At 68.1% G+C, this 25,537-nt stretch carries 30 protein-coding genes; 8 read left to right on the top strand and 22 right to left on the bottom strand.

The window, feature by feature from the left end; genetic code table 11:
- Nucleotides 1-19 precede the first annotated feature (19 nt).
- The 5 genes from EV653_RS05460 to EV653_RS05440 all read right to left on the bottom strand — a co-directional run bounded on the left by EV653_RS05460 (nt 20) and on the right by EV653_RS05440 (nt 4,190).
- A complete protein-coding gene (locus tag EV653_RS05460; protein ID WP_238159579.1) occupies nt 20-1,084 on the bottom strand; it encodes a M14 family zinc carboxypeptidase in 1,065 nt (354 codons plus the stop codon).
- A gap of 93 nt (nt 1,085-1,177) precedes the next feature.
- Nucleotides 1,178-2,002 carry a GNAT family N-acetyltransferase gene (locus tag EV653_RS05455; RefSeq protein WP_134098534.1) on the bottom strand — a complete coding sequence of 275 codons (825 nt, stop codon included), beginning with the start codon at nt 2,000-2,002 and terminating at the stop codon, nt 1,178-1,180.
- A gap of 49 nt (nt 2,003-2,051) precedes the next feature.
- The gene (locus EV653_RS05450; RefSeq protein ID WP_166679292.1) at nt 2,052-3,308 is read right to left on the bottom strand and encodes an MFS transporter; all 1,257 of its coding nucleotides are present in this window, start codon (nt 3,306-3,308) and stop codon (nt 2,052-2,054) included.
- A gap of 76 nt (nt 3,309-3,384) precedes the next feature.
- Nucleotides 3,385-4,029, bottom strand: coding sequence for a VOC family protein (locus EV653_RS05445; protein WP_134098530.1), 645 nt, complete (start codon nt 4,027-4,029; stop codon nt 3,385-3,387).
- Nucleotides 4,026-4,190, bottom strand: a complete 165-nt coding sequence (locus EV653_RS05440) for a CopG family transcriptional regulator (RefSeq protein WP_134098528.1) — start codon at nt 4,188-4,190, stop codon at nt 4,026-4,028. The genes EV653_RS05445 and EV653_RS05440 overlap by 4 nt, the downstream gene beginning before the upstream one ends.
- A gap of 56 nt (nt 4,191-4,246) precedes the next feature.
- Between EV653_RS05440 and EV653_RS05435 the strand changes: the two genes are divergently transcribed.
- Nucleotides 4,247-4,615, top strand: coding sequence for a VOC family protein (locus EV653_RS05435; protein ID WP_134098526.1), 369 nt, complete (start codon nt 4,247-4,249; stop codon nt 4,613-4,615).
- Here EV653_RS05435 and trxA read toward each other — a convergent pair.
- From trxA to EV653_RS05415, 4 genes are read right to left on the bottom strand one after another with little or no spacing between them, the layout of a single operon-like run.
- Nucleotides 4,612-4,947: a thioredoxin gene (trxA, locus tag EV653_RS05430; RefSeq protein WP_134098524.1), complete on the bottom strand. Its 336-nt coding sequence runs from the start codon at nt 4,945-4,947 to the stop codon at nt 4,612-4,614. The two genes, EV653_RS05435 and trxA, sit on opposite strands and share 4 nt — an antisense overlap.
- Nucleotides 4,944-5,312, bottom strand: a complete 369-nt coding sequence (locus EV653_RS05425; protein ID WP_134098522.1) for a MerR family transcriptional regulator — start codon at nt 5,310-5,312, stop codon at nt 4,944-4,946. Before EV653_RS05425 ends, trxA begins: the two co-directional genes overlap by 4 nt.
- Before the next feature lie 60 nt (nt 5,313-5,372).
- On the bottom strand, nt 5,373-6,986 hold the full coding sequence (locus tag EV653_RS05420) for a thiamine pyrophosphate-binding protein (protein ID WP_134098519.1): 1,614 nt from the start codon (nt 6,984-6,986) through the stop codon (nt 5,373-5,375).
- Nucleotides 6,986-7,768 (bottom strand): cyclase family protein, encoded by a 783-nt coding sequence (locus tag EV653_RS05415; protein ID WP_134098517.1) that lies wholly within the window; start codon nt 7,766-7,768, stop codon nt 6,986-6,988. Before EV653_RS05415 ends, EV653_RS05420 begins: the two co-directional genes overlap by 1 nt.
- Nucleotides 7,769-7,870: 102 nt before the next feature.
- On the opposite strand from EV653_RS05415, the gene EV653_RS05410 reads away from it, so the two are divergent.
- Nucleotides 7,871-8,329, top strand: coding sequence for an NUDIX domain-containing protein (locus EV653_RS05410; protein WP_166679291.1), 459 nt, complete (start codon nt 7,871-7,873; stop codon nt 8,327-8,329).
- Here the strand turns inward: EV653_RS05410 and EV653_RS05405 are convergent.
- A complete protein-coding gene (locus EV653_RS05405) occupies nt 8,310-8,858 on the bottom strand; it encodes a nucleosidase (RefSeq protein WP_134098513.1) in 549 nt (182 codons plus the stop codon). The genes EV653_RS05410 and EV653_RS05405 overlap by 20 nt on opposite strands.
- A gap of 2 nt (nt 8,859-8,860) precedes the next feature.
- Nucleotides 8,861-9,340, bottom strand: a complete 480-nt coding sequence (locus EV653_RS05400) for a MarR family winged helix-turn-helix transcriptional regulator (RefSeq protein ID WP_202871491.1) — start codon at nt 9,338-9,340, stop codon at nt 8,861-8,863.
- An 81-nt stretch (nt 9,341-9,421) separates the two neighbouring features.
- Between EV653_RS05400 and EV653_RS05395 the strand changes: the two genes are divergently transcribed.
- Nucleotides 9,422-10,129 carry a hypothetical protein gene (locus EV653_RS05395; RefSeq protein WP_134098511.1) on the top strand — a complete coding sequence of 236 codons (708 nt, stop codon included), beginning with the start codon at nt 9,422-9,424 and terminating at the stop codon, nt 10,127-10,129.
- Nucleotides 10,130-10,209: 80 nt separating this feature from the next.
- Here EV653_RS05395 and ispG read toward each other — a convergent pair whose 3' ends face one another.
- Genes ispG through EV653_RS05375 form a run of 4 tightly spaced genes read right to left on the bottom strand, consistent with a single transcriptional unit; the run spans nt 10,210 to nt 14,781 of the window.
- Nucleotides 10,210-11,358, bottom strand: coding sequence for a flavodoxin-dependent (E)-4-hydroxy-3-methylbut-2-enyl-diphosphate synthase (gene ispG / locus EV653_RS05390; RefSeq protein WP_134098509.1), 1,149 nt, complete (start codon nt 11,356-11,358; stop codon nt 10,210-10,212).
- A 26-nt stretch (nt 11,359-11,384) separates the two neighbouring features.
- Nucleotides 11,385-12,692: a M50 family metallopeptidase gene (locus EV653_RS05385; protein WP_134098507.1), complete on the bottom strand. Its 1,308-nt coding sequence runs from the start codon at nt 12,690-12,692 to the stop codon at nt 11,385-11,387.
- Between the two features lie 21 nt (nt 12,693-12,713).
- The gene (dxr, locus tag EV653_RS05380) at nt 12,714-13,913 is read right to left on the bottom strand and encodes a 1-deoxy-D-xylulose-5-phosphate reductoisomerase (RefSeq protein WP_134098505.1); all 1,200 of its coding nucleotides are present in this window, start codon (nt 13,911-13,913) and stop codon (nt 12,714-12,716) included.
- Between the two features lie 34 nt (nt 13,914-13,947).
- Nucleotides 13,948-14,781: an FHA domain-containing protein gene (locus EV653_RS05375; RefSeq protein ID WP_134098503.1), complete on the bottom strand. Its 834-nt coding sequence runs from the start codon at nt 14,779-14,781 to the stop codon at nt 13,948-13,950.
- Between the two features lie 78 nt (nt 14,782-14,859).
- Between EV653_RS05375 and EV653_RS05370 the strand changes: the two genes are divergently transcribed.
- The 5 genes from EV653_RS05370 (at nt 14,860) to EV653_RS05350 (ending at nt 18,127) form a co-directional block, all read left to right on the top strand.
- Nucleotides 14,860-15,570 (top strand): type 1 glutamine amidotransferase, encoded by a 711-nt coding sequence (locus EV653_RS05370; protein ID WP_134098501.1) that lies wholly within the window; start codon nt 14,860-14,862, stop codon nt 15,568-15,570.
- Between the two features lie 19 nt (nt 15,571-15,589).
- A complete protein-coding gene (locus EV653_RS05365) occupies nt 15,590-16,165 on the top strand; it encodes a DUF1707 SHOCT-like domain-containing protein (protein ID WP_134098499.1) in 576 nt (191 codons plus the stop codon).
- A 17-nt stretch (nt 16,166-16,182) separates the two neighbouring features.
- The gene (locus tag EV653_RS05360) at nt 16,183-17,346 is read left to right on the top strand and encodes an acyl-CoA dehydrogenase family protein (protein WP_134098497.1); all 1,164 of its coding nucleotides are present in this window, start codon (nt 16,183-16,185) and stop codon (nt 17,344-17,346) included.
- 71 nt (nt 17,347-17,417) lie between these two features.
- Nucleotides 17,418-17,708 (top strand): DUF6458 family protein, encoded by a 291-nt coding sequence (locus tag EV653_RS05355; RefSeq protein ID WP_202871490.1) that lies wholly within the window; start codon nt 17,418-17,420, stop codon nt 17,706-17,708.
- A 38-nt stretch (nt 17,709-17,746) separates the two neighbouring features.
- Nucleotides 17,747-18,127 (top strand): nuclear transport factor 2 family protein, encoded by a 381-nt coding sequence (locus tag EV653_RS05350; RefSeq protein ID WP_134098495.1) that lies wholly within the window; start codon nt 17,747-17,749, stop codon nt 18,125-18,127.
- Here the strand turns inward: EV653_RS05350 and rny are convergent.
- From rny to recA, 7 genes are all read right to left on the bottom strand, one after another.
- Nucleotides 18,108-19,769, bottom strand: coding sequence for a ribonuclease Y (rny, locus tag EV653_RS05345; protein ID WP_134098493.1), 1,662 nt, complete (start codon nt 19,767-19,769; stop codon nt 18,108-18,110). The two genes, EV653_RS05350 and rny, sit on opposite strands and share 20 nt — an antisense overlap.
- Nucleotides 19,770-20,414: 645 nt before the next feature.
- The gene (locus EV653_RS05340; protein WP_134098491.1) at nt 20,415-20,714 is read right to left on the bottom strand and encodes an antitoxin; all 300 of its coding nucleotides are present in this window, start codon (nt 20,712-20,714) and stop codon (nt 20,415-20,417) included.
- A gap of 151 nt (nt 20,715-20,865) precedes the next feature.
- Complete coding sequence (locus tag EV653_RS05335) at nt 20,866-21,258, bottom strand: MmcQ/YjbR family DNA-binding protein (RefSeq protein WP_134098489.1); 393 nt, start codon at nt 21,256-21,258, stop codon at nt 20,866-20,868.
- 77 nt (nt 21,259-21,335) lie between these two features.
- The gene (locus tag EV653_RS05330; RefSeq protein ID WP_255510755.1) at nt 21,336-21,599 is read right to left on the bottom strand and encodes a hypothetical protein; all 264 of its coding nucleotides are present in this window, start codon (nt 21,597-21,599) and stop codon (nt 21,336-21,338) included.
- Nucleotides 21,600-21,857: 258 nt separating this feature from the next.
- Nucleotides 21,858-22,271 (bottom strand): GNAT family N-acetyltransferase, encoded by a 414-nt coding sequence (locus EV653_RS05325; RefSeq protein ID WP_134098486.1) that lies wholly within the window; start codon nt 22,269-22,271, stop codon nt 21,858-21,860.
- Nucleotides 22,268-22,789 carry a regulatory protein RecX gene (locus EV653_RS05320; RefSeq protein WP_238159578.1) on the bottom strand — a complete coding sequence of 174 codons (522 nt, stop codon included), beginning with the start codon at nt 22,787-22,789 and terminating at the stop codon, nt 22,268-22,270. The genes EV653_RS05325 and EV653_RS05320 overlap by 4 nt, the downstream gene beginning before the upstream one ends.
- 1,522 nt (nt 22,790-24,311) lie before the next feature.
- A complete protein-coding gene (gene recA, locus EV653_RS05315) occupies nt 24,312-25,385 on the bottom strand; it encodes a recombinase RecA (RefSeq protein ID WP_134098484.1) in 1,074 nt (357 codons plus the stop codon).
- Nucleotides 25,386-25,537: the final 152 nt, after the last annotated feature.

Genomic DNA, 25,537 nt, shown 5'->3' with positions numbered 1-25,537 from the left:
GGAGCTTACCCGACGGTAATCACGGTAATTGCCCGTACGGCGTCGCGGCGGCCTTCGCGGCATAAACCAACGCTGGTTTCAGCAACGGCCAGAACGTCGAGGCAATACACGAGTACGGCGGCAGGAAACCGGCGCACCACCCCGTCCTCGGCCCGATCTCGAAGGTGTACGACGGCACGCCGCGCGTCCCGTACAACCAGTCGCTGGTCGAACCCGGTGTCAGGTACCCGATCCCGCCGTCCCCCGTGAACACCGGATAACCCGTGAAACCGCCCATCTTGTTGCCCAGGGCCACCAACGCGGCCTGGTCCGGAGCGGCCGTCCTCGTGTACCCCCATGGCGCCAGGATGTCGTTCCCGTAGCTGTGCAGCGTCACGAATACGCCGGTCGTGCTCGCGGCGGCCGGAGCGTCCACAGCGCCTTTGGTGTCGGGGAAGATCTTGGCCAGAAACCCCTGGATCGCCACGGTCTCCGGCTCGGATGCCGCCTTCGCACCCGGGTACATCTCCGTGCACGGATCGCCTTGGTTCGCGTCCCACCGGAACGACGAGTTCCGGTTCAGGTCGACTCCGGGGTAGCCCGCCTGGCATTCGCCGGCGCTGTCGTCGACGTTCTTCCGTTGCAGCAGCGGGCGCGCCGGGTTCGACGCGACGACGTCGACGCCGTCCGGGTTCGCGATCGGCACGATCCACAGCTCGCGGGTGTCGAGCAGCTCGGTGATCTCGGGATCGACGCCGTGCGACGAGACGAGCAGGTCGATCCACTGGTACGCGATCTCGCCGGTCGCGATTTCGCGCGCATGGATCTGCGCGTGCAGGACGAACTTGGGCTTCTTCCCGGTGCTGTTCAGGGCGCAGTCGTCGGGCGCGAGCTTCGTGATGCACAGGGCCTGGATGTCGTGCCCGCCCTGTCCCTGCGCCTTCGTCCACGAGTCGCCGATGTCGTACAGCTTCACCAGCTCCGGATGTGCCGCGGCGACGGCCGCGTTGTGCTGCTCGTGGCCGACGACGGTGTGGTACCCCCCGTAGTACGTCGCGCCGGCCGCCAAGTTGGGCGCCGAGTAGGCCGTCGAGGACAGCAACATCAGGGCAAAGGTGCACAGAAGAGCCGCCGGCCTTCGCATGCCGATCAGCCAACCCGACAACCGCCGGCTCCGGATCACGGAGAGTAAGCAGTATCAGAACAGAATCGTCGCGAAGGTCTCGATCGTGCGGAAGCCGACCCGCTCGTACGCCGCGCGCGCCGGCAGGTTGAAGGCGTTGACGTACAGCGTGACCACGGGCGCGATCTGCCGGGCCAGCTCCACCACCGCCGCCATACCGGGCGCAGCGAGCCCACGACCGCGGTACTCGGGATCGACCCACACACCCTGGATCTGGCACACGCCCGAGCCGACCGAGCCGACCTCGGCCTTGAACACCACCCGGCCGTCCTCGATCCGCGCGAACGCGCGGCCGGCCCGGATCAGCTCCGCGACCCGCGACCGGTAGAACGTCCCGTCCGGACCGGTCTGCGGCGGTACGCCGACCTCCTCGGTGTACATCGCGACGCACGCCGGATACAGGATCGGAAGCTCGACCGGCTCCACCTCGCGGACCAGCGGATCCGGTGCGATCAGCGGCGATCCCTCGATCACCATGAACGGCTGGTCGTCCCGCACCTCGCGGGCCGGACCCCAGTGCGGCTCGAGGATGCTCCACAGCTGATCGACCGCGCGAGCCTGTCCGAGGATCTGGAAGCAGTTCCGCCCGCGCCGCATCGCGTACGCCGCGAACGCACGCAGCGCCGCGTCGTCCGCGCCCACCGGCACCATGTTTCCGCCGGCGTGACACAGGGCCTCCAGCGCGCCCTTGTCGACGTACCCCCAGACCTCGGCGCCGCGCCGCGGGTCGAGTCCGGACGCCTGGACCAGGCTGTCGACGAACACATTCACCACCGGATCGCGGGCGATGACCGCGCGCGCCGCCGCGAGGTCGCGAGGACCGAGAACCCGTACGCCCACGCGCAGAACCTAGCGGATGAACGCCGTACTCGTATGCAACGGGGCCGGGTCAGGAAAGCTCGGCGTCCTGTCCGGCCGCGATCCGGCGCAACGGCGAGGTCCACGCGAAGACCACGCCGACGCATCCGCACAGCCCCATCAGCACCATTCCGGTGCGCGGTCCGAAGGCGTTGCCGAGCACTCCGCCGACCACTGAGCCCAGCGTCCACCCGACGCCCCAGGACAGCATCCGGCCCGCTGTGTTGACCCGGCCGAGCAGCTTCTCGGGAGTCACCTGCTGGCGGTACGAGATCGCGTTGACGATCACCAGCACGTACGCCGAACCCCAGACGAGCGTTGCAAACGCAGCGGCGACCCAGTCGGGTGACAGCGGTGTGAGCACGCCCAGGAGCGCAGAGACCGGCAGTGCGTACAGCGTGATCGCTGCGGGCGGCATCCGCTTCAGCAACCGGGGCAGACTGAGTGCGGCGATCAGTCCGCCGATGCCCCAGGTCCCCCAGACCAGTCCGAACCGGAGTCCCGACGTACCGATGTGGAGGACGCGGTCGCACCAGACCACGATCAGCGCCATGAATCCACCGCCGGCGAACGACTGGACGCTGCCGACGATCGTCATGGTCCGTACGCCGGCGTGGTGGATCAGATACCGCAGTCCGTCACCGATGTCGGTCAGTACTACCCGCGGCCGGAGCGGTGGCTGACCCGCCCGGGACTCGGACATCGCCCGCACGATCCCCCGGACTGCGAACGCGGACGCTGCGAAGCTGAGCGCGTCCAGCGTGAGCAGACTGGCCGGATCGAGTACGGCGAGGGTCAGACCGGTCAGTGGCGGGACGAACAGCTCGATCAGGCTCGACGCCGTCCAGACTGCGGAGTTTGCCTGCGCTACCCGGGCCCGGCCGACCAGGACCGGCAGTGCGCCGAAGTTCGCGCCGTCGAAGAACGTATAGACGGATTGAACGGTGAACGCGACCACTAGCACGTGCGCGATCGACAGCACGCCAAGCAGATGCGCAACCGGCACCGAGCCGACGAGTACGGCGTTGACGCAGTCCGCGGTGATCATCACGCGCCGCCGGTTCCAACGGTCTGCCAGCGCACCCGCGAACAGTCCGGTCAGCAGGTATGGCGCCGACTCCAGCGCTGTCACCAGCGCGGTCAGGACGGTCGAACCACTCAGCCGGTAGACGAGCACCGGGAGTGCGATCGCTGTGACCATCGACCCGGTGATCGACAACGCGCGGGCGGTCCAGTACCGCCGGAAGTCCGGGTCGTCGCGCAGCCGATCAGGCACCACTGTCGTCATGGCGGCATCCTGCATGTTCATGTGCGGTCGAGGTCAAGGAACAAGTCGCCGGCGAGCTCGGGGCGGCGTACGGCGGTCATCCGTGCACCACGACCAACTGGCCGTCGGGGTCCACGATCTCCAGTCCGGTCGCGGTGCGCGTCACGTCGTACGTGTCGAGCCGGCTTTCGACTTCGTCCAGGGGCTCCGTGGTGCTGAGGTCGAGCCGTACGGCGAACGCGCCGTCGGCGGGTCCGAACCGCACAGGGGTCTGCAGGCCGACGCCTTCGAAGAAGCGGCGCCAGGCCGGCTCCTCCGCACCCGTCAGGTACGGCGTGACCGACCAGCGCTCGTCCGGACGCGCGTCGTGCAGCTTGTACCCGTACATGTCCTCGGAGCGCTCGTCGACCCAGATGACGACGCTGTCCGGTCCCGTCACGGACAGCACGCGCCCGTACGCCTCGTCGAAGACGGTCGCGTCGACGAATCCCACTTGCTCGAGCCGGTCCCGCAGCTCGTCGATCTTCTCCGCCTCGAAGGACAGCGTGGTCTGCCCCGGCCGGCCGCCGGTACTGCTGCTCGCCGCGTCGTGCAGCGCGACCATGCCTCGACCGGCCATCATGTCGACCCAGCCGCCCCGCTCGGACTCGATCCGCGACCGCAGCCCGAGCGTCTCGAGGAACGCACGCATCCCTTCCACGTCGGCCGTGAACCGCAACGGCCTGATCGTCACGCTGCTCATCCCCGCGCCTCCCCATGCTTTTCCAGGTACTCCGCCAGCGCCTGCTCGACCAGCGCCGACAGACTCGCGCCCTCGTCGATCGCCTTGTGCTTCACCCGCCGCACCAGCCCAGGCGGCAGATACACGTTGAACTGCACCTTCTTGCCACCCTCATCCGCCATGGCTATATTGCTAGCATCCTAGACAGCTAACCGTCAACCGGCAGGGAGATCCGACGATGAACCTCCGCTTCGACCACCTCGGTCTACTCACCGACACCCGCGAGAAGAACCAGGACCTGGCCGACTTCTTCGCCGGCATCCTCGGCCTGGAGATCTCCGGCACCGCGAGCGAGGGGTACGCCGAGGTGAAGGCCGGCGCGATGACGATCGCACTGCACACCGGCGCGATGGTCGACGGCTTCGGCCCGCTCGGCGGCACCCTCCTGCAGTTCAGCAGCGACGACGTCCGCGCCGACATCGAAGAGATCCGCCGCCGAGGCGGCAACGTCGTCCTCGAGCCGACCGAAACCGACTGGGGCACTACCTCGGCGTACGTCGCCGGTCCGCACGGCGTGCTGGTCGAGCTCTACAAGTTCAGGGGCTAGACGGCGGTCAGGAGGGCGTCGTCCAGTTCTTTCTGGAGGCGTGCCTTCGGGCGGGCGCCTACGACGGACCAGATCATTTCGCCGTGGTGGAACAGGATCAGGGTCGGGAGCGCCATCACGCGGTAGCGGGCGGAGATGGACGGGTTCTCGTCGGAGTTCAGTTTCACGACCGTCAGCTGATCGGCGCGGTCGGCGGCGATCTGGGCGAGGACCGGCGCGATCTGGTGGCAGGGTGGGCACCACTCGGCCCAGAAGTCCACCAGCACAGGCTTTTCGGACCGCAGCACGACCTCGTCGAAGGTGGCCTCGTCGACGGTACGCAGTTCACTCATAGTTGTTTCATCCTCCAGCTCTCGGCATCGGTCAGGAGGTCGGTCAGCCGGGCCCGCAGATCGGTCAGCTCGGCGATCCGCCGGTCCACGTCCGCGATCCGGGTCCGGTACGCCGTGAGCGACGCCGGACAAACATCCGCGCGCTCGTTGCCGGCGCGCAGGCACTCGATGAACGGGTACGTCTGCTCTGCGGTCAGCCCGAGACTGAGCAGCGCCTTCACCTCACGCACCACGACCACGTCGTCCGCGTCGTACGCCCGGTACCCGTTCGCCTCGCGCCGAGGTTTGAGCAGCCCCTGCGCCTCGTAGTACCGCACGGCCTTGACCGTCACACCGGCCTCGGCCGCCAGATCGCTGATCCGCATCCCGCCTCCTTCACCCCGACGCTAAACCTTGCCCCCAGGGTCAAGGTCAAGCCAGGATAGTCAGTGGCCCCGGAACGCTTCCTCCAGCCACCAGGACGGCTGATCCGCGACGACCTTCGCGTCCACGAGCATCGGCACCGAACGCGGCCCGTCCAGCCAGTCCTGCACCGCGGCGAGGTCGCCGGCAGTGCGGACGGTCACGGCCTCGAAGCCGTAGCCCTGCGCGATCGCGGCGATATCGGTCGGCGGGAACCTCACGGTGTCCAACGCGTGCCCGCCGGGAGCGAAGTGGTGCACCTCGGCGCCGTACGCGTCGTCGTTGTACACGACGACCAGCATCGGTAGTCCGAGCCGTCGGACCGTGTCCAGTTCTGCCGCACTCATCAGTGCGCCGCCGTCGCCGAGCGCGGCCACCGGCAGCCGGTGCGGCTGGGCCAGCGCGGCGCCGATCGCGGTGGCGAGGCCGAGGCCGATCGACTGGAACGCCTGGGTGAAGCACAGGCCGTTCTCGTCGGGCACGTCGAGGTATGCGCTCGGGTAGCCCATGAAGTTGCCGGAGTCGACGGCGACGACGCGTTCGGCCGGAAGTACGTCGTCGAGCGCGATGCTCAGCGTCCGCGGGTCGATCCGCTCCGCAGTACTCGTGTCGTCGTACTCGACGTCCCGCCAGCGCACGCCGCCGAGCTCGATCCTGCGATAGCCGGTGTGTTGTTCGCCGAATGCGTCGAGAGCAAGCTTGGCGGTCAGGCCGACGTCGCCGGTGACTCCCAACTGGATCTCGCGATGCGCGCCGAGCGCCGACGCGTCGTCGTCGACCTGCACCACGGTCGCGTCGGGTCCGATCAGCTGACCGTGGCGCATCGTCCACATGTTCAGCGCGCAGCCCCAGCCGACGATGAGGTCGGCGTCGCGGATCAATTCCGCAGTACGCGGTGACGCGAAGCCTCCCGAGATCCCGAGCGACCAGGGGTTGCCGTGGAACAGGCCGTGCGCGACGGCCGAGGTCGCGAGGAGTGCGCCGGATCGTTCCGCCAGCGCTTCGAGGATCCGGCGATGTCCGCGAGCTCCGCGGCCTGCGACGAAGACGGGTTTTTCGGCACGCCGTAGCAGGTCGGTGAGGGCAGCGACCTCGGCGCCGTCCGGCACCACCGCGTCTCTCGACGGCAATTGCTGGGCGGCCGCGGGTGGCGGAATTTCCAACGCCTGCACGGGAAGTGGCACGTTCAGCAGCACCGTCCTGCGCTCGCGTACTGCGATCGCCACCGCGTCTTGCGCCTCCGCTATCGCGGTCTCCGGCGAGCTGGTCCGTACCGGGACGGCGCCGACCGCGCGAGCCAGCGCCGCTTGGTCGACGTAGAAGTTCGAGCGCGGCTCGAGGACCTCGGCCGCGACCACGACCATCGGCGTACGGCTCTTGGCGGCTTCGGCGATCCCGGTCATCGCGTTCGTCAGACCGCAGCCTTGGTGAACCGTGAGCGCGGCGACCGTCCCGCTCATCCGTGAGTAGGCGTCGGCCATCGTGGCCGCGCCGCCCTCGTGGCGGGCGGCGACGAACCGCGCGCCCGCGGCGACCATCGCGTTCGTCAGGTGGAAGTTGCCAGACCCGACCACGCCGAAGACGTCGCGGACGCCCGCGGCCACCAACGCCCGGCCGACGGCGTCCGCGACATTCATCAGCGTTCGACCAGCGCGAGCACCCGGGCAGGAGCCCCCGAACCGCCGACGATCGGCAACGGTCCCGCGATGATGACGGCGCCGGTCGGCGGGAGCTGCGCGAGGTTCTGGAGTTGGGTCAGCCCGTACTTGTCGCTGCCCATCAGGTAGGAGTGGCACGGGAACGGTGGGTCGAACGAGTGCGCCTTCCCGGCATCGGTGCCGACGGTCTCGACACCCATGCCGAGGACGGGCGACTCCTGCGCGACCCAGCGCGCGCACTCCGGCGACAGGCCCGGCGTGTGCGGTCCGTTCTCGTCGGCGTTGAGGAAGGTCTCCTGCGAGTGCGATCGAGCATCCCAGCCCGTGCGTACGAACAGCCAGCCGCCGGCGGGCAGCGGGACGTTCTCCGCCTCCCAGGCCTTCAGATGGTCGACCTCGACGAGGAAGTCGGGGTTCTTCTCCACCTCGGCCGTAAAGTCGAGCACGACGGCCGGAGCGATCAACCGGTTCGCCGGGACCGAGGCGATGTCGGCTAGGTCCTTGCCTGTGACCCAGTGGTTCGGTGCGTCGAAGTGCGTGCCGGTGTGCTCGCCGCTGGTGAAGTTGTTCCAGTACCAGGCCGGGCCGCGATCGTCGTACCTGCTGATCTCCTCCAGCGCGAATCGCGCCGTCTGGCCGAACTCCGGCGGCAACTGGATGACCGGCGTCGTCGCGGACAACGGCGACGTCAGATCCACCACCTCGATCGACCCATCCGCAAGCGCACTCGTCAGCGCCGTCAGAACCGAAGAACCGGCCATATGAACCTCCAGCAACTGGCGTACTTGACCCAAGGCCAAGTCAGCATAGACCGCATGCTCCTCGCCACCTTTCGTTCACCTGAACTCGCTTGTGGCGGACGTGTGGTCGAACGCACTGCGGTCCGCGGGGTGCTCTTCCGCGGGCCGGAGTTGCTGCTGCTCGCGTCCCGCCATGGCGACTACAAGTTCCCTGGCGGCGGCGTCGAACCGGGTGAGTCCTTCGAGTCCGCGCTACGCCGCGAGTTCCGTGAGGAGTGCGCGTACGACGCGGTTGCCGTCGGCGCCGAGCTGGCAACGACCCGCGAGGAGGTGCCTGCGATCGACGCGGAGTACGACGTGTTCGGCATGACGTCGTACTACTTCGAATGCTCGGGCGGAACGCCAGCTGACGATCAGCAGTTGGAGGGCTACGAGGCCGAGCTGGAACTCACGCCGCAGTGGGTGACTGTCGACACCGCGCTGGCGGCGAACCGCGGGGTGATGGAGAGCGGCGTCGGCGTGATGCGCTGGCTGGCGCGCGAGACCGTCGTACTGGAGTGGCTCAGCGCACGTAGTTGCTGACCCACTCCCCCAGGACCTTGGCGCTCGCATCCACCAGGGCCGGCCAGTCGAGGGCTGCCTCGTCCGCTGAGTCGGACACGTGCTTCACGACGCGGACCGGTACGCCGTACTCGCGGCACGCGTACACGACGCCGTACGCCTCCATGTCCACCAGATGCGCCCGCTCCGCCAGCCGCTGCCGCACCAGCGAGTCCGTCACGAACACATCCCCTGACGCGAGCACCGTCCCGTCCCCGCCCTCGATGTGCAGCTCATCCTGCGGGTCGAGCCCGATAGCCCGAACGGCCTCCGCATTCACGTCGTGATTGATCACTGTGCTCGGCAGAAACAGTCCGGACAGGCCGTCCCGCAACGCCCCGGTCGTGCCGACATTCAGCACCACCAGGTCAGACGTATCGCGCTCAGCCAGCGCCCGGCTCACGGCAACGGCAGCCGGAGTCTTCCCAACCCCGGTAACCACCAGCGGCACCCCCGCCGGCACATAGCGAGCCTCCCCGGCAACGGCACAGACAACCAGATACTCGGACATCCTCAGAGGGACCCTTTCGGCAGAGGTTCGTCGGCTGCGAGGAGCTTCACCATCAGGGCGATGAACTGCCGGCGTTGCGCGCTCGTCAGCGGCTTCAGGACCTGCTCCTGGATACCGTCGATGACATTGTCGAGCTCCAGGAGTTGGGCGATCCCCGCAGGGGTGATGGTGACGATATTGCGACGCTTGTGCCTCGGGTCGACCGACCGCTCGACGAGCCCACGCCCCTCGAGCTCGGACAGTGCCGCAGTGACGTCACTGCGATCGATCCCGGTCCCCCGGCCCAGGTCGGCCTGACTCGCCGGCCCCCACTCCTCGAGCGCGGCCAACAGCCGGTAGTGGTAGCTGCGAAGTCCGCTGCCGTGCGACTCGAACCCGGCGGCGAGCAGACCCGACGAGCGGGCGAAGGTCCGGCTGATGAGCCAGGTCGGACGATCCTTGACGCGATCGGGAGTACGACGCGGCGCGTGATCCATCGGCATGGACCGACGATACCAGTTGTTGGCACGACCAACACTTGCTATGTTGGCCATACCAACACTGAAATCTCGGGAGACCGGCTCATGGGCGAATCAATCACCAGCAGACCCGAACGGATTCTGGTCATCGGCAGGAGTCCGGGCGTGATCCTCGACGCCACCGGCATCCTGCGCAGCAAGGGCTTCCACGCGGACGCGACAAATCAGTTCGACGACGTTCTGACGGAGTACGACACGACGAACCTCGATGTCGTGATGTTCGGCGGGATGGTTCCGGCCGGCACCAAGCAATACCTCAGCGAGGCGATCTCGCAGGTCAACGGTCAGGTCACCTTTGTCCAGGGCCTCGCCGGAATCGCAGGCCTTATCGCTGCCCAGGTCGAGAGCGTCCTGTCGACTGCCAGCGACGACAACGGGGTGGCCTATGACGCCACCAACAGGACGGTACGAATCACCCTGCAGGAACCGTCCCAGGTCGTCGTCGAGGCCTGGTGGGCCACGTCATTCACCCCACCCGAACCTGCGAGCACCTCCATGCGGATCGTCGACTCCCACTTCGGTCCAGGTGAGCACCTCGTTCCGCTCCCTGCCGACGTCCCGACCGTGGCGTCGTTCGTCACCGCGTCCGTCGGACCGGCCGTCCACGCGTTCACGGTCGGCGCCATGCCGGCCGCAGTACGACGCATGGTCCCAACGGACGACCCGACCCAACCACCCGCGCTGCCGCCGGTCAGACCAATAGCAACCCACAACGACGACGACAGGGCGCCGACCGGGTCCGCGAACCACTGAAGTCGTCCGCAGACCAGGGCACCGAGGCAGCAGGTCTGGCGGGAGTTGAGCACCAGACCTTGGCGCAGGGCTGGTGTTTGTCAGCTGATGGAGACGGTGGGCTCGCCGGGTTCGGCGGTTTCCATGGTTTCGGCGATGCGCATGGCCTCTTCGATGAGGGTCTCCACGATCGCCGACTCCGGGACGGTCTTGATGACCTCGCCCTTGACGAAGATCTGGCCCTTGCCGTTGCCGGAGGCGACGCCGAGGTCAGCTTCGCGGGCTTCGCCGGGGCCGTTGACGACGCAGCCCATCACGGCGACGCGGAGCGGGACCTCCATGCCCTCGAGGCCGGCGGTGACCTGCTCGGCGAGCGTGTACACGTCCACCTGGGCGCGGCCGCAGGACGGGCAGGAGACGATCTCGAGCTTGCGCTCGCGCAGGTTCAGCGACTGCAGGATCTGCAGGCCGACCTTGACCTCCTCGACCGGCGGCGCGGACAGCGACACCCGGATCGTGTCACCGATGCCCTTCGACAGCAGCGCACCGAAGGCCACCGACGACTTGATCGTGCCCTGGAACGCCGGACCTGCCTCGGTGACGCCGAGGTGCAGCGGCCAGTCACCGCGCTCGGCCAGCATCTCGTACGCCTGCACCATCACGACCGGGTCGTTGTGCTTGACCGAGATCTTGAAGTCGTGGAAGTCGTGCTCCTCGAACAGCGAGGCTTCCCACACGGCCGACTCGACCAGCGCCTCCGGCGTGGCCTTGCCGTACTTCTCCAGCAGCCGCTTGTCCAGCGATCCGGCGTTCACGCCGATGCGCAGCGACGTACCGTGGTCCTTCGCCGCCTGGGCGATCTCCTTGACCTGGTCGTCGAACCTGCGGATGTTCCCCGGGTTCACCCGGACCGCGGCGCAGCCGGCCTCGATCGCGGCGAACACGTAGCTCGGCTGGAAGTGGATGTCGGCGATCACCGGGATCTGCGAGTGCCTCGCGATCTCCGGCAGCGCGTCGGCGTCCTCCTGCCGCGGGCAGGCGACCCGGACGATGTCGCAGCCCGCCGCGGTCAGCTCGGCGATCTGCTGCAGCGTCTTGTTGACGTCGTTGGTCGGCGTGGTCGTCATCGACTGCACCGAGATCGGTGCGTCGCCGCCGACCAGCACGCTGCCGACCTTGATCTGACGGGTCTTGCGGCGCGGCGCGAGGGTCGGAGGCGGCAGCGCGGGCATGCCCAGGTTGATGCTCATGAGTCCTTAACCAGTGTCGGTGACGGTCAGCCGTTGAAGAGCTTGATGGGGTTCACGATGTCGGCGATGACGAGCAGCACGCCCATCACCACGATCGCGCTCGCTGCGACGTACGCGATCGGGAGCAGTTTGGCCACGTCGACGTACCCGGGGTCGGGGCGGCGGAACAGCTTGGCGAAGCCGCGCCGGATGCCTTCCCAGATCGCGCCGATCATGTGGCCGCCGTCCAGCGGCAGCAGCGGGATGAAGTTGAACAGGGCAAGGAACAGGTTCAGCGAGGCGAGCAGCAGGATCCCGGTGGCGATCTTCTGGCCGACGCCCAGGTCGCTGGAGGCGACCTCACCGGCGACCCGGCTCGCGCCGACGACGCTCATCGGGCTGTCCTGGTCGCGCTGACCGCCGACGATCGACTTGGCGACCCCGACGAGCTTCTCCGGGAACTTGCCGAGCGCCTGCACGGTGCTGACGGTCAGCTTGCCCATCTGGTCGACGACGAAGCCGAAGCTCTGCCGCTCCACCTTCTCGGTCGGCGAGATGCCGAGGAACCCGACCGACACGAGCTTGTCGGAGGTGGCGCTCTCCTGCACCTGGTTCACGATCGTGTTGGTCTGCAGCGTCTTCTGGGCACCGTTGCGCTCGACAACGATCGTGGCCGGCTTGTCGGTGTTCGCGCGGATCAGCGGGGTGAGCTGGTCCCAGCTGCTGATCCGCGTGCCGTTGAAGGAGACGATCTTGTCACCGACCTGGAAGCCGGCGACCTTGGCCGGCGAGACCTTGTCGGTGTCGGTGCACTGCCTGTCGGCCGATGCCTGGTTGGCCGGGATCACGCAGTCGGTGACGGTGGAGACCGTGGTCTGCGCGACCGGCGTCCCGTAGAGCATGTACAGCCCGCCGAACAGCACGAACGCGATCACCACGTTCACCAGCGGTCCGGACGCCATCACGATCAGCTTCTTCCACCACACCTTCTGGTAGAAGAGCCGGCCGTCGTCCTCAGGGGAGATCGTCTCGTACTCCGCGGACCGCGCGTTCTCGACCAGCGACTGGATCGGTCCGGTGTTGGCCTTGCGGACCTTCGTCGGGTCCTGCCCCTTGCCCGGCGGCAGCATCCCGATGATCCGGACGAACCCGCCGGCCGGGATCGCCTTGATGCCGTACTCCGTCTCGCCGCGTCTGGTCGACCAGACGGTCCGGCCGAAGCCGACGAAGAACTGCGTGACCTTCATCCCGAACGCCTTCGCCGGGAGCATGTGGCCCATCTCGTGCAGCGCCACGGAGATCAGGACCCCCAGCACGAACAGCACGATGCCGACGGTGGTGAGAAGCACGGTCATGCCTTCTGGTTCTCCTGGCTGCTATCGGTGGCCGGTAGTGATCTCGCGAGCCCGGTTCCGGGCCCAGGCGTCCGCGGCGAGCACGTCGTCGACAGACAGTTCCACATACGAGGGTACGTCGTGTTCGGTCACCACCCGGGCGATCGTGTCGACGATCCCGGTGAACGGCAGCCGTCCGGCCCGGAACGCCTCGACGCAGACCTCGTTCGCCGCGTTGAACACGGCGGGCGCCGTACCGCCCCGGGTACCTGCCTCGCGGGCCAGGCCGACCGACGGGAATTCGTCGTCGTCGACCGGCTGGAACGTCCAGGTGCTCGCCTCGGCGAAGTTCCACGGCGGCGAGGCGTCCGCTATCCGGTCAGGCCAGCCGAGCGCGAGCGCGATCGGCACGGTCATCGTCGGCACGCCGACCTGCGCGATCGTGGCGCCGTCGAAGAACTCGACCATCGAGTGGATCGCCTGCTGCCGGTGGATCACGACGTCGATCCGGTCCATCGGGATGCCGAAGAGCAGATGCGCCTCGATCAGCTCCAGACCCTTGTTGACCAGTGTGGCGGAGTTGATCGTGACGACCGGGCCCATCGCGAAGTTCGGGTGGGCAAGGGCTTGCTCGACCGTGACATCGGCCAGCTCGCTCCGGGGCCGCCCGAGGAACGGGCCGCCGCTCGCGGTCAGCAGGAGCTTGCGGACCTCGTTCGGCGTACCGCCACGCAGGCACTGGGCGATCGCGCTGTGCTCGGAGTCCACCGGGACGATCTGGCCGGGCTTGGCCCGCCGCGTGACGATCGGGCCGCCGACCACCAGCGACTCCTTGTTGGCCAGAGCCAGCGTGTTCCCGGCGTCCAGGGCGGCCAGCGTCGCGTGCAGGCCGACCGATCCATTGATTCCGTTGAGAACCACGTCACACGGCATCGCGGCGAGCTCGCTGGCGGCATCCGGCCCGGTGACGATCTTCGGGATCCGGAACTCGCCCTGCGCGTACCCCTTCCGCTGCGCCTCCGCGTAGAACGCCAGCTGGAGGTCCTGCGCGACCGTGGCCTTCGCCACCGCGACGACCTCGACGTCGAACTCGAGCGCCTGCTCGGCCAGCAACCCGACGTTGTCGCCGCCGGCGGACAGCGCGAGCACGCGGAAGCGGTCGCGGTTCCGGCCGATCAGCTCGAGCGCCGTAGTACCGATCGAGCCGGTCGAGCCGAGGATGACGACGCTGCGTGAGTTCACGGCGCCATTGTTCCAGGTCCGGTGCCAGATCGGGTCAGCCGAGGTACAAGCGGAACGGCAGCGCGCCGAGCCGGATCTCGTCGCCGTCACCGACCATCGCGGTCTCGATCCGTACGCCGTTCACCGACGTCCCGTTGGTGGACCCGAGATCCCGCAGCTCGTAGCTGGTTGCATCGATCCGCAGCAGCTCCGCGTGGTGGCGGCTGACCTCCTGGCGGTCGATGATCACGTCGCAGTCCGGCGCGCGTCCGATGCGGACCAGGTCGAGCAGCGGCACGACGTCGCCGTCCTCCCCCACGAGCACGGGCTGCGGCCCGGTCTCCAGCGCGTTCGCGATCTCGCCTACCCCGGCCGTGCGGATCGACAGCGAGACGATCAGGTCGTCGCCCTTGTCCACGTGCAGGTTGTGCTGAGCGCCATACCCCTGCAGCAGTTCGGCGTACTCATCGATGACCACAGCGGACACGTGGTAGTACCCCGGCGGCAGCTGTGCGTACGCCGCTGAGCCGAGCGAGGTCGTCAGCACTACTGCGTCGTACTCGTGGTGAGAGACGTCGGTGACCGTGATGAGGACCGGGTTGTTGGCGGTGAGGTGTGCCTCGGCGCCGGTGTCGCCCGGGGTGAACTCGACCGTCAGTAGAGGCGCCGGCCGGCTCTCGTCCAGCCCGACGAGCCGGTCGACTGCGGGCACGGTTCCGGTTGGGATGGCGAGCGGCACGTACTGACCGTGCGACCGCACCAGGAGGTCGAGCTGTGGCGTCCGCACTCGGTTGCGGCGGGCCAGCAGGTACGCGTTAACCAGACCCTTGCCGAAGATGAAGGCCACGTCCCCCACCACGGCACGCACGAATCCACTGATCGGCTCCATCTGCACCCCCAGTGCATCAGTATCCAGGAATCACGACTCCGGTACGGCGGCGTCCGGTGTGCCGCGTACCGTGGCCCGGTGACCACGCCGACTTCCGTGCTGATGATCGAGAACGACGAGGGCAGCGGTCCGGGCAAGCTGCTCGGCTGGCTCGATGACCGTGGAATCACTCCCGTCGTCGTCCGGGCCTGGGACGGTGAGCCGGTGCCCACGAGCGTGGACGGTCATGCGGGACTGATCCTGCTCGGCGGCGGGATGCTGCCCGACGAGGACGAGCGGTCGCCGTGGCTGCCGGCCGAGCGATCGCTGCTGCGTGACGCGCATGGCCGCGTGCCTGTGCTCGGGATCTGCCTGGGCGGTCAGTTGCTGGCGCACACGTTCGGCGGCGAGGTGAAGGGGAAGTACGGACTGCCGGAGAAGGGTGTGACGTCGCTGACAGTTCTGCCCGCTGCCGCGGACGATCCGTTGGTCAGCGGCCTGCCGTCGACGGTGCGGGCGGTGGAGAGCCACCAGGACCAGATCACCCGGCTGCCGGAGGACGCCGTACTGCTGATGTCCAGTGAGCGGTGCCCGATCCAGATGCTGCGTGTCGGCGACCGGAGCTGGGGTGTGCAATTCCACCCCGAGGTGGAGGGCGATCGGGTACGCCGCTGGAACCCGGAGCGGCTGCGGTCGATGGGGTTCGATCCGGACACTGTCGTCGCGGATGCCGAGCGGTATGCCGAGGAGCTGGACAAGACGTGGTCGGCGGTCGTCGGGACGTTCCTGTCGTTCTGCGCGGACCGGTAGCGGCGCTACCCTTCGTCGCATGAGTCTGGAGCAGCCGCCGCCCGGTCACCGGGCATCCGACAACGACCGCGAACGTGCCGCCGCCGTGGTCCAGGAAGCGCATACCGACGGGCGGCTGGACTTCGAGGAACTGGACGAGCGGCTGACCCAGATCTACTCGGCCAAGACCCAGCTCGAACTGCGCAACGCGACCGCCGACCTGATGCCGATCGCCCACGGCAGCTCCCAGGAGCTCACCCTTCGCGCGAGGCACAGCGCGCAGAAGCGCGAGGGCGCGTGGGTCGTGCCCGAACGGCTGACCGCGATCGCGGAACACTCGTCGGTCAAACTCGACTTCACCGACGCGGTCGTCCACTGGGCCGACATCCACGTCGACGCCCACGCCATCCACAGCTCCGTCGTGATGGTGATCCCCGAGGGCTGGAGCGTCGACATCGACCAGGTCGACGTCCACCACAGCAGCGCCAAGAACAAGGCCGTGGCCCCGCGCCCCGGCGGAGTACGCCTCCACGTCACGGGCAAGGCCAAACACGCCAACGTCATCGTCCGTCATCCCCGCAAACGCCACTGGTGGTGGCCCTGGTACCGCAAGTGATCGATTAGCGTTCGGGTATGACGGTTTCGCTGGATCTTGTGGATGTCGACTCCCTGCTGACTGCGGAGGAGGTCGACGTTCGGGCGGCGGCTCGGCGGTTCGCGGATGAGCGGCTGCGGCCGGCGTTGCCGGAGTGGTTCGAGACGGCTTCGATTCCGGCGCGGGAGCTGGCGAAGGAGCTGGGGGCGCTCGGGTTCCTCGGGATGCACCTGACCGGGTACGGATGTGCCGGTCTCGGCCCGGTCGCGTACGGGCTTGCCTGCTTGGAGATCGAGGCGGCGGACTCGGGGATGCGGTCGCTCGTCTCCGTGCAGGGCTCGCTCGCGATGTACGCGATCTGGAAGTACGGGAGTGACGAGCAGAAGAACGAGTGGCTCCCCCGGATGTCCGCAGGCGAGGCGATCGGGTGCTTCGGGCTGACCGAGCCCGACTTCGGGTCGAATCCGGCCGGCATGCGCACCAACGCCCGCCGCGACGGCGACGACTGGGTGCTGAACGGTTCGAAGATGTGGATCACCAACGGCTCGGTCGCCGACGTCGCGGTGGTCTGGGCGCGGACCGACGACGGGGTCCGCGGCTTCGTCGTACCGACCTCGACGCCGGGTTTCTCGGCGCCGGAGATCAAGCAGAAGATGTCGCTGCGCGCGTCTGTCACCTCCGAGCTGGTGCTGTCGGATGTGCGGCTGCCCGGCTCAGCTTTGTTGCCTGAGGCACGCGGATTGTCCGGTCCGCTCGGCTGCCTGAACGAGGCCCGGTTCGGCATCATCTTCGGCGCGATGGGCGCGGCCCGTGACTGCCTGGAGACCGCGATCGCGTACGCCGGTGAGCGGATCGTGTTCGACAAGCCGCTCACGGCGTACCAGCTGACCCAGGCCAAGCTCGCCGACATGGCGGTCGAGCTGAACAAGGGCATCCTGCTCGCCGTACACCTCGGCCGGCTGAAGGAGAAGGGCACGCTCCGCCCCGAGCAGGTGTCGGTCGGCAAGCTCAACAACGTCCGCGAGGCCATCGCGATCGCCCGCGAATGCCGCACGATCCTCGCGGCGAACGGCATCAGCGGCGAGTACCCGATCATGCGGCACGCCAACAATCTCGAGTCCGTCCTCACCTACGAAGGCACGTCCGAGGTCCACCAGCTCGTCATCGGCCAGGCACTGACGGGGCAGTCCGCCTTCCGCTGAGCGCATACAACCGACCTGTTCTGGGCACGGGGAGTGAGATCAGCTACTCCGTGTTGATGGAAGGAGCAGGTATGCGGATCGGGGCCGGGATCGCACTCGTCGTGATCGGCGCTGTCCTCGCTTTCGCCGTACGGGACACGTTCGACACGTTCAACCTGACCGCTCTCGGGATCATCATCATGCTCGGCGGCGCGGCCGGCATCTGGCTGTCCTACCGCCTCGCCAACCAGCGCCGACTCACCGACAAGCCCGTCATCGACCCGGAGGTCGAGCGCCAGTACCGCACGGACCCGCCGGAACGCGTCTCCGACGAGCCGATCGACGTCACGCCGCGGACCGCCCGGACCCGCCCGAGAAGGTAGTCGCCCTCGTCGGCGCGAGCCGGGTGCACCATGAGTTCATGGACAACCGTGAACTGCTCGAACGCCTGTGGACGTCCGACAGCGAACTCGTGCTCTCGGCGGAGGCCGAGCACGAGATGCGCACGGAGGACTACGTCCTGGAGATGCCGCAGTCCGGCGAACGCATCGTCGGACGGGACACCATGCGCGCGATGCAGCAGGAGTACCCGAACCCGCCGTCGATCCAGATCCTCCGCATCACCGGCTCCGGCGACCACTTCGTCATCCTCGGCCGGTCGGACTACAGCGGCGACATCTACTACGTGGCAAATGTCGTCGAGTTCCGCGACGGCCGCATCGCCCGCGAGACCCGGATCTACGGGGCTCCGTTCGACCCGCCGGCGTGGCGGGCGAAGTACGCTACTTCGCCACCTCAGTAGCCCTGGACTCGCGGACCACGGTCACCCGGATCTGGCCCGGGTACGTGAGCTCCTCCTCGACCTGTTTCGCGATGTCGCGTGCCATCACCTGCGCCGCGATGTCGTCGACGGCGTCCGGTAGGACCATCACCCGGATCTCGCGGCCGGCCTGCATCGCGAACACCTTCTCGACGCCGTCGTGCTGCATCGCGATCTCCTCGAGCCGTTCAAGCCGCTGGACGTACGCCTCCAACGACTCCCGCCGCGCGCCCGGCCGGCCGCCGCTCACCGCATCCGCAGCCTGCGTCAGCACAGCCTCGACGGTCCGGACCTCGACCTCGTTGTGGTGCGCCTCGATGCAGTGCACGACGTCGTCGTTCTCGCCGTACTTACGGGCCAGCTCGGCGCCCACGATCGCGTGACTGCCCTCGGACTCGTGCGTGAGCGCCTTGCCGATGTCGTGCAGGAACGCGCCGCGCTTGCAGAGCTTCGGATCCAGCCCGAGCTCGGCCGCCATCATCCCGGCGATGTGCGCGGACTCGATCAGGTGCTTCAACACGTTCTGCCCGTACGACGTCCGGTAGCGCAGCAGCCCCATCGTGCGGACGAGCTCCGGATGGAGATCGGTGATCCCGACATCGGCCATCGCGTCCTCGGCGGCTCGCTGGCACAGCTCGGCGACCTCGCCCTTGCTGCGCTCGTAGATCTCCTCGATGCGGCTCGGGTGGATCCGGCCGTCGAGCACGAGCGAGTCCAGCGTCAGCCGCGCCGTCTCCCGGCGAACCGGATCGAAGCACGACAGCAGCACCGCTTCGGGGGTGTCGTCGATGATCAGGTTCACGCCGGTGGTCTGCTCGAACGACCGGATGTTGCGGCCTTCGCGGCCGATGATCCGGCCCTTCATGTCGTCACTCGGCAGGTGTACGACCGAGACGACCGACTCGCTGGTCTGCTCGGATGCCAGCCGCTGCACCGCGCCGGTGATGATCTCGCGGGCCTTGATCTCGCCCTCGTCCTGGGCCTGCCGCTCGATCTCGCGGACGATCGTGTGCGCGTGCCGCTTGGCCTCGTCCTCGATTGCCGCGACCAGCTCGGCCTTCGCCTGCTCGGTGGTCAGGTTCGCGACGCCTTCGAGGATCCGCCGGCGCTCGTCTTCCAGGTCCTTGATCTCGCTCTTGCGCTTCTCCAGCTCGCCAAGCAGCGCGGTCAGCTCGGTCTGGCGTTCCTCGAGCGCGCGGTGCTGCTCGTCGGCCCGCTCCTCGCGCTCGGTCAGCCGGTGATCGCGGCGCTCCATCTCGAGACGCTGCTCCCGCAGGTCGTCCCGGATCGACTGCGCCTCCGCCTCGGCTTCTCGCCGGATGTCGGACGCCCGCTGCTCGGCATCACGCCGCACCTCGGACGCTCGGTCCTCGGCGCTGCGGCGGATCTCCTCGCCGCGTTGTTCGGCCGCCTCGGCGCGGGTCCGCAGTACGGCGGCCTCTTCCTCGGCCTGCCGTCGGATCAGCTCGGCCGCGGACTTCGCGCCGGCGGTCAACTGCGCGGCCTCGAGTTGCGCGGTCGAGTTGTCGGCGGCTTTCCGGCGGGAGAGGTTCAGGCCGATCCAGGCCAGCAATCCTGCGATCAGCAATCCGATCAGGGCCAGGCCAACGGACATCGCAGTCATCGGCGTCTCCCCTCTCCGTCGAGTCCCAAGCGGGACTGTGGCCGTCTGTCGAAGGGACTCCCCACCGGTACGGCTGAAGGCGCCGCCGAGGTCCGGCGGCTATCGGGGTACGGCAGTGCCGGTGCCGCCTGGTAGGGCGGTACCGGTGTCTACCGTTGCGACGGTATAGCTGTGCTCGCCTCCGTGGACGCCGCGTGGTGCGGCTTTCCGGCGTTGCTTGCCTCGCTTGCTCACCGTGAGTCGCCGCCGACAACGCGAAGATCGCGGTGACGCCGCTCGCGCCCTTGCCGGCCAGGTAGCCGTCCGGGTTTTGCGTGCGGTGCCGTCTATCGACAGCGCGTGGCGCCGTCGTCCTTCCTTCAGCTCAGTCGAGCGTGGTTGCGTCATTTTTACCGGTCAGTCGGCCTGTTTCACCCGACTCACCGATCGTTATATCCGCCACCGTTGCGGGTGGATTCATCCCTTCTTGATCCCGAGGCTAGGCGCGGCCCATCACGCGGTCAAGACGGACACTCCCCCGTGACTCGCCGGATGAGACCACTCCGGGCACTGGCCTACTCCACAACGGGCAGAGGTGTACGTCGCGAGCCGATCTCCAGCACCCGCGGCGCTGAGGCGGCCGCGGGGCTGCAGAGGTGGACCTGGTCAGCTGGCGGGCCCTTGCGCGGGCCTGTCGGGCTGCGTGCTCTCCGCCGTACCTGCGGTGGTGGACTCCGAGGTCGTTTCGGCAGGTGTCTGTTCCGCCTGGGCCGGCTCTTCGTTGGACTGGTTGTCGACGTACGTGCCGACCTTCTGCTGGACCGAGTCGACCTTCTCCGCGTACTTCCCGCCGGTCTGCTTGTCGAGCAGGTCGCCGGCCTTCTCGACGCCGGCTTTGATCTTGTCCGGGTTCTGCTTGACGACATTCCGGAGCCAGTTCTTCGCCTGTTCCTGGAAATCGTTCATTGCACCCTCCGCGGTGTCTGGGGCGGATCGACGGAAAATCCCAGCCTACGGACCGGTCCAAATACCAGTCCTACCTCGGATAACACACCGTCGCACCGCACCCGTCAACGCCCCTCGCCGCTCACCGGACCCGAAACCACTTCACTCTCCGTCACCGCCCGTCGAGGTGCGCCTTCGCGACCGACGCCGGGGCGTACACCAACCACCCGTCGAGCAGTGCGTCCCGGAGCACGTCTTCCGGCACCTTGTCGAGCTGCACGAGCACCGCGGCGTACCCGTTGAAATGCGGAATCGTGAAGAACCCGTCCCCTGCCCGGGCGGCCAGCACTGCTTCCTTCTCGGCGAGATCCTCGACCCTGATCGCCAGGATCGGCCCGTCGGGCGGCGTCTCGTCGCCGTACCGCTTCAGATCCGCCTTACTGAACGGCCGCTCCCACGCAAACCCCTTGCCGGCAACCGCCCAGGTCCGACGCCCGTGCTGCGTCGTCTCCTCGGTCTCCGGCAACTGCCCCACCAACCGCTCCACATCCTCCAAACTCACCATGCCGCTGACGCTACTCCCGGGACGACCACCGCGCTCCTGCTGCGACCGCCGTCGAGGTCGCGAAGGTCGGCCGGCGACTACGCCGCCTCGTACGTCGCCAGGTCCAGCCGTGCACCCGTCTCGAGCAGCACCGGCGGCCTGCTGATGCAGTCGTGGCAGACCACGGACGTAAGGTCATCGAATGTCTTCCGACACCGCTGGCTGATGCTCGGCTCCTGTACGCCAGTGAGCCTCTCGAGGAACCGCAGCACCCACCGTGCGGTGAACTTCTGGCTGCTCACCCATCCACCCGCGGTCCACGGCGAGACCGCCATGCACGCCACCCCGAACCCGCGACCGATTGGCCGGTCGAGCGCACGCTCCTACGCGACCGCCTGCAGCGGCTCCGACACGGTCCGACCTACCCACCGGTGCGGGTCGGCAGTCCGCCACGGTCCGACCTACCCACCGGCTCGGTCGGGAGTCCGCCATGGTCGAACAGGCCGTCGTTTCGTCGTACCAGCCGCCGGCCGAAGTGTGCCGAGATACGGGAACCTCGCCAGCACTGCCGGGCCACCTACCGGGCACGACCTTTAGCAAGGTAAACAGCTCAGGCGGACCTATGCCGGTTGGCCTGCCGTGGCCCAGAGCCAGCGACCGGTGCATCGCCTGAACCCGGCGCGCAGGTAGAACTCGGCTGCCTCTTCGTCGGCAGCCGATACGAAGACCACCTCAGCGCCCAACGCTTCGAGCCAGGACTTGCACTGCGCGAGCAAGGCAGCGCCCGTCCCGGAGCCGCGGCTCGCTGGATCTACTACGAGCTCCTCCACCACGCCATACGGCTCGTGCCCGTAGTCGACGAACGTCGCCACGAGGAGGCCAACGATTTCGTCCTCTCCGGCAACGAACGTCCGCGCCTGCTGACGAATCTCGGGCAGGGTTGTCCCGTCCGCACCATCTCCGTGCAATTCACGCAGCAGCCGCTGGATCCCAGCGCGATCCGCCGCTGTGGCTTCACGCACGTCGGACGTCATTCAGGACCTAAACCGGATGAATCGATGAGCGGGAACTCGTCGTGCGAGGCGTCCAGCTCCTCCTTCACGATGCTCATCGCCATGCCGCCCGGATACCCCTTCCGCGCAAGCATCCCGAGCAAGCGCCGCATCGCCACCTGCCGCTCCAGCGAACGCATCGACCGCAACTTCCGCCGTACCAGCTGTCGCGCCGTCTCTTCTTCCTGCTCCGGTTCCAGCTCCTCGAGCGCGTCCCGGGCAAGCTCTTCATCCACGCCCCGCCGCCGAAGCTCCTGCGCCAGTGCGCGCTTTCCCAACCCACGCCCCCGATGTCGCGACTCCACCCAGGCATTCGCAAACGCGGCATCGTCAATCAGCCCGACCTCCGTGAACCGATCCAGCACCTCATCGGCCACGTCGTCCGGAATCTCCCGCTCAGCCAGCACATCAGCCAACTCAGCCCGAGTCCGCGGCTGCCCCGTCAACTTGTCCAGCAAAATCGTCCGAGCCACCGAATGAGGATCAGCTTCCTGCTCCATCACAGCATCCCCAAGCCGCTCCGGCTCCTCACTCCCCCGCCTCTTCCGTCCCCGCCCAAACCCTCCCCCCACCGTCCGCCGCCCCCGACTCCCCTGCCCACCAGCCCGCCCAGCAGACCCCGAAGGCTCCACCGCAGCAGCCTCGCCGTCGGGCGCACCGCCACCCGCCGTGCCACCCTCGCCACCGGACCTACGTCCGCCAGACGCCAAGCGATCGGCAGGCGCCGAGCGATCCGCGGTGAGAGACTCGCCGCCGGACGCATCGGCGCCCACATTCCCAGGGCCATCCCCAGCCCCGCCTCGTTCCGCCGCGACAGACCCGCCCGCCGACCAGAGCCCGCCTGCACGCAGTGCACCATCCCCACGCGCCACGCCATCCGCACGCGACGACCCACCAGACGTGAGCGACTTACCGGAGGCGGTCGACTCCCCGCCCAGCGCGCCCTCAGCCGCAGGAACAGCGCGATCCCCAGGCACCACGCGATCCGTCGGCGTCGAGCGATCTGCAGTGATGGACTCGCCGCTCGACGTGCCGTCGCCTGTACCCAGCTGAGGATCCGCATCCCTGGCCCGATCCGCCGCACCCACCTGGCGCTCTGCAGCTCTCGCCCCATCCGCCGCGAGAGACGCGTCGACCGGCGTGCTCTTGTTCGGCCGTACTGCGTCATCGGCCGGAGCCTCGTGGTCAACCGGATGAGGCTCGTCGGACGGCGTGCTGTCATCCTCGGGCAGCGCCCGTCGAGGGGCCGCGCTCGAGGGCGGTGAAAACTCGTCGGTCGGTGAGGGCTGGTCTTCGCGGGGTGTGCGCTCCGCCGTAGACCTTTGGCTTGCCGGAGCGTGAGGGCTCGGGGAGGTGCTGGCGGAGGGTTCGACGGCAGCTGGTGAATCCGTGTCTGCCCACGGATCGAACTGTTCTGGCGGGGTAGCGACGTCCGCGGCCCGCGCAGGCGCGTCGTCTGCGAAGGCGCGTGCTTCCGCCAACCGATCCGCGGCCTGCGTCTCGAACGTATGGGCAGGGCGCTCATCCTGCTCACCCCAAGGATCAGCAGAACTCGGATTCGACGCTCGACTCGACGTACGCCGCCGTTTTGTTGCCGGTCGAGCCTTCTCCGGCTCGTCCTGCTGTTCGTCCCACGGATCGACGTTGCCGGCAGTTCGCCTGATGGAGCCCGTACGCCGGCGGGAACTGTCCCACCCCGACTCGTCGTCCCCCACGAATTCATCCGCATCGGCCCCGCGACGCGCCCTCGACGTACGAGCACGCCCCGAGCCCGGACCGGAACGACGAGCTGCACCGGGATCGTCACCACGACCTCGCTCAGCGCCGCCAGCTCGGTCAGTACTGCGATCGGACCCGGACCGCTGGCTCGTGCCGTTGGAAGGTGTCGAGGTGTCTGTGCCTGCCGCCAGGAGCTTGCGGGCCAGCGCGAGGCGCTCGTCGTGGGGTAGAGACAGTGCCGCGGGGGCAGCGTCGTCGGCAGCGGTGGGCTGCCGGGGGACGCTGCCGCCCGCGGTGGGTCGGTCAGAAGTCGACATCGACCTCGGCCGTGGCGGCCTCGCCGGCCGGCTGGTCAAGGGTCGGGCCGATGCCCATCTTCTCCTTGATCTTCTTCTCCAGCTCGTTGGCCAGATCGGGGTTGTCGCGCAGGAAGTTCCGCGCGTTCTCCCGGCCCTGGCCGAGCTGGTCACTCTCGTAGGTGAACCAGGCGCCGGCCTTGCGGACGAAGCCCTGATCCACACCGAGGTCGAGCAGGCTGCCCTCGCGGCTGATGCCCTGGCCGTAGATGATGTCGAACTCGGCCTGCTTGAACGGCGGGGCCACCTTGTTCTTCACGACCTTGACCCGGGTCCGGTTGCCGACCACGTCGGTCCCGTCCTTCAGCGACTCGATCCGGCGCACGTCCAGCCGCACGGACGCGTAGAACTTCAGCGCCTTACCACCGGTCGTCGTCTCCGGGGAGCCGAACATCACGCCGATCTTCTCGCGCAGCTGGTTGATGAAGATCGCGGTCGTGTTGGTCCCGCTGACCGCACCGGTCATCTTTCGCAGCGCCTGGCTCATCAGCCGGGCCTGCAGACCGACGTGGCTGTCGCCCATCTCGCCCTCGATCTCGGCTCGCGGCACCAGCGCGGCCACCGAGTCGATCACGACGATGTCGATCGCGCCGGAGCGGACCAGCATGTCGGCGATCTCCAGCGCCTGCTCACCGGAGTCGGGCTGCGAGACCAGCAGCGCGTCGGTGTCGACGCCCAGCTTCCGCGCGTACTCCGGGTCGAGCGCGTGCTCGGCGTCGATGAACGCCGCGATCCCGCCGGCCCGCTGCGCGTTCGCGACCGCGTGCAGGGCGACCGTCGTCTTACCGGAGGACTCCGGACCGTAGATCTCGACCACGCGGCCGCGCGGCAGACCACCGATCCCGAGCGCGATGTCGAGCGAGATCGACCCGGTCGGGATGACCTCGATCGGCGGCCTGTTCTGCTCCCCCAAACGCATGACCGAACCCTTGCCACACTGCCGCTCGATCTGCGTCAGCGCGGTCGCAAGCGCCTTCTCGCGATCGGCCACCGCGCGCTCCGCACTCGCTGCACCCGCCATGTGAATGCCACCTGACCCATCTCATAATCGGGGCCGCTTCCCAGCCGCCCGGAGGACTTCTCGTGTCGCAAGTGAAGGTATCCATCACGTCGGACAGTTTTCGTCGCCACTTCCGAATCTGTGGACAACTCGGCCGTCCGGCACACCTTCCG

Origin of the sequence: Kribbella pratensis, from assembly GCF_004365355.1 — a bacterium.
Taxonomy (GTDB): domain Bacteria; phylum Actinomycetota; class Actinomycetes; order Propionibacteriales; family Kribbellaceae; genus Kribbella.
The sequence above is the reverse complement of the archived record's forward strand: the minus strand, read 5'-3'. Positions and strand labels throughout refer to the sequence as shown.

Coding starts and splice junctions, on each gene's coding strand:
- EV653_RS05460 (WP_238159579.1), bottom strand. CDS start 1,084: ATGTTGCTGTCCTCGACGGCCTACTCGGCGCCCAACTTGGCGGCCGGC.
- EV653_RS05450 (WP_166679292.1), bottom strand. CDS start 3,308: ATGACGACAGTGGTGCCTGATCGGCTGCGCGACGACCCGGACTTCCGG.
- EV653_RS05445 (WP_134098530.1), bottom strand. CDS start 4,029: ATGAGCAGCGTGACGATCAGGCCGTTGCGGTTCACGGCCGACGTGGAA.
- EV653_RS05440 (WP_134098528.1), bottom strand. CDS start 4,190: ATGGCGGATGAGGGTGGCAAGAAGGTGCAGTTCAACGTGTATCTGCCG.
- EV653_RS05435 (WP_134098526.1), top strand. CDS start 4,247: ATGAACCTCCGCTTCGACCACCTCGGTCTACTCACCGACACCCGCGAG.
- trxA (WP_134098524.1), bottom strand. CDS start 4,947: ATGAGTGAACTGCGTACCGTCGACGAGGCCACCTTCGACGAGGTCGTG.
- EV653_RS05425 (WP_134098522.1), bottom strand. CDS start 5,312: ATGCGGATCAGCGATCTGGCGGCCGAGGCCGGTGTGACGGTCAAGGCC.
- EV653_RS05420 (WP_134098519.1), bottom strand. CDS start 6,986: ATGAATGTCGCGGACGCCGTCGGCCGGGCGTTGGTGGCCGCGGGCGTC.
- EV653_RS05415 (WP_134098517.1), bottom strand. CDS start 7,768: ATGGCCGGTTCTTCGGTTCTGACGGCGCTGACGAGTGCGCTTGCGGAT.
- EV653_RS05405 (WP_134098513.1), bottom strand. CDS start 8,858: ATGTCCGAGTATCTGGTTGTCTGTGCCGTTGCCGGGGAGGCTCGCTAT.
- EV653_RS05400 (WP_202871491.1), bottom strand. CDS start 9,340: ATGCCGATGGATCACGCGCCGCGTCGTACTCCCGATCGCGTCAAGGAT.
- EV653_RS05395 (WP_134098511.1), top strand. CDS start 9,422: ATGGGCGAATCAATCACCAGCAGACCCGAACGGATTCTGGTCATCGGC.
- ispG (WP_134098509.1), bottom strand. CDS start 11,358: ATGAGCATCAACCTGGGCATGCCCGCGCTGCCGCCTCCGACCCTCGCG.
- EV653_RS05385 (WP_134098507.1), bottom strand. CDS start 12,692: ATGACCGTGCTTCTCACCACCGTCGGCATCGTGCTGTTCGTGCTGGGG.
- EV653_RS05375 (WP_134098503.1), bottom strand. CDS start 14,781: ATGGAGCCGATCAGTGGATTCGTGCGTGCCGTGGTGGGGGACGTGGCC.
- EV653_RS05365 (WP_134098499.1), top strand. CDS start 15,590: ATGAGTCTGGAGCAGCCGCCGCCCGGTCACCGGGCATCCGACAACGAC.
- EV653_RS05360 (WP_134098497.1), top strand. CDS start 16,183: ATGACGGTTTCGCTGGATCTTGTGGATGTCGACTCCCTGCTGACTGCG.
- EV653_RS05355 (WP_202871490.1), top strand. CDS start 17,418: ATGCGGATCGGGGCCGGGATCGCACTCGTCGTGATCGGCGCTGTCCTC.
- EV653_RS05350 (WP_134098495.1), top strand. CDS start 17,747: ATGGACAACCGTGAACTGCTCGAACGCCTGTGGACGTCCGACAGCGAA.
- rny (WP_134098493.1), bottom strand. CDS start 19,769: ATGACTGCGATGTCCGTTGGCCTGGCCCTGATCGGATTGCTGATCGCA.
- EV653_RS05340 (WP_134098491.1), bottom strand. CDS start 20,714: ATGAACGATTTCCAGGAACAGGCGAAGAACTGGCTCCGGAATGTCGTC.
- EV653_RS05335 (WP_134098489.1), bottom strand. CDS start 21,258: ATGGTGAGTTTGGAGGATGTGGAGCGGTTGGTGGGGCAGTTGCCGGAG.
- EV653_RS05325 (WP_134098486.1), bottom strand. CDS start 22,271: ATGACGTCCGACGTGCGTGAAGCCACAGCGGCGGATCGCGCTGGGATC.
- EV653_RS05320 (WP_238159578.1), bottom strand. CDS start 22,789: ATGGAGCAGGAAGCTGATCCTCATTCGGTGGCTCGGACGATTTTGCTG.
- recA (WP_134098484.1), bottom strand. CDS start 25,385: ATGGCGGGTGCAGCGAGTGCGGAGCGCGCGGTGGCCGATCGCGAGAAG.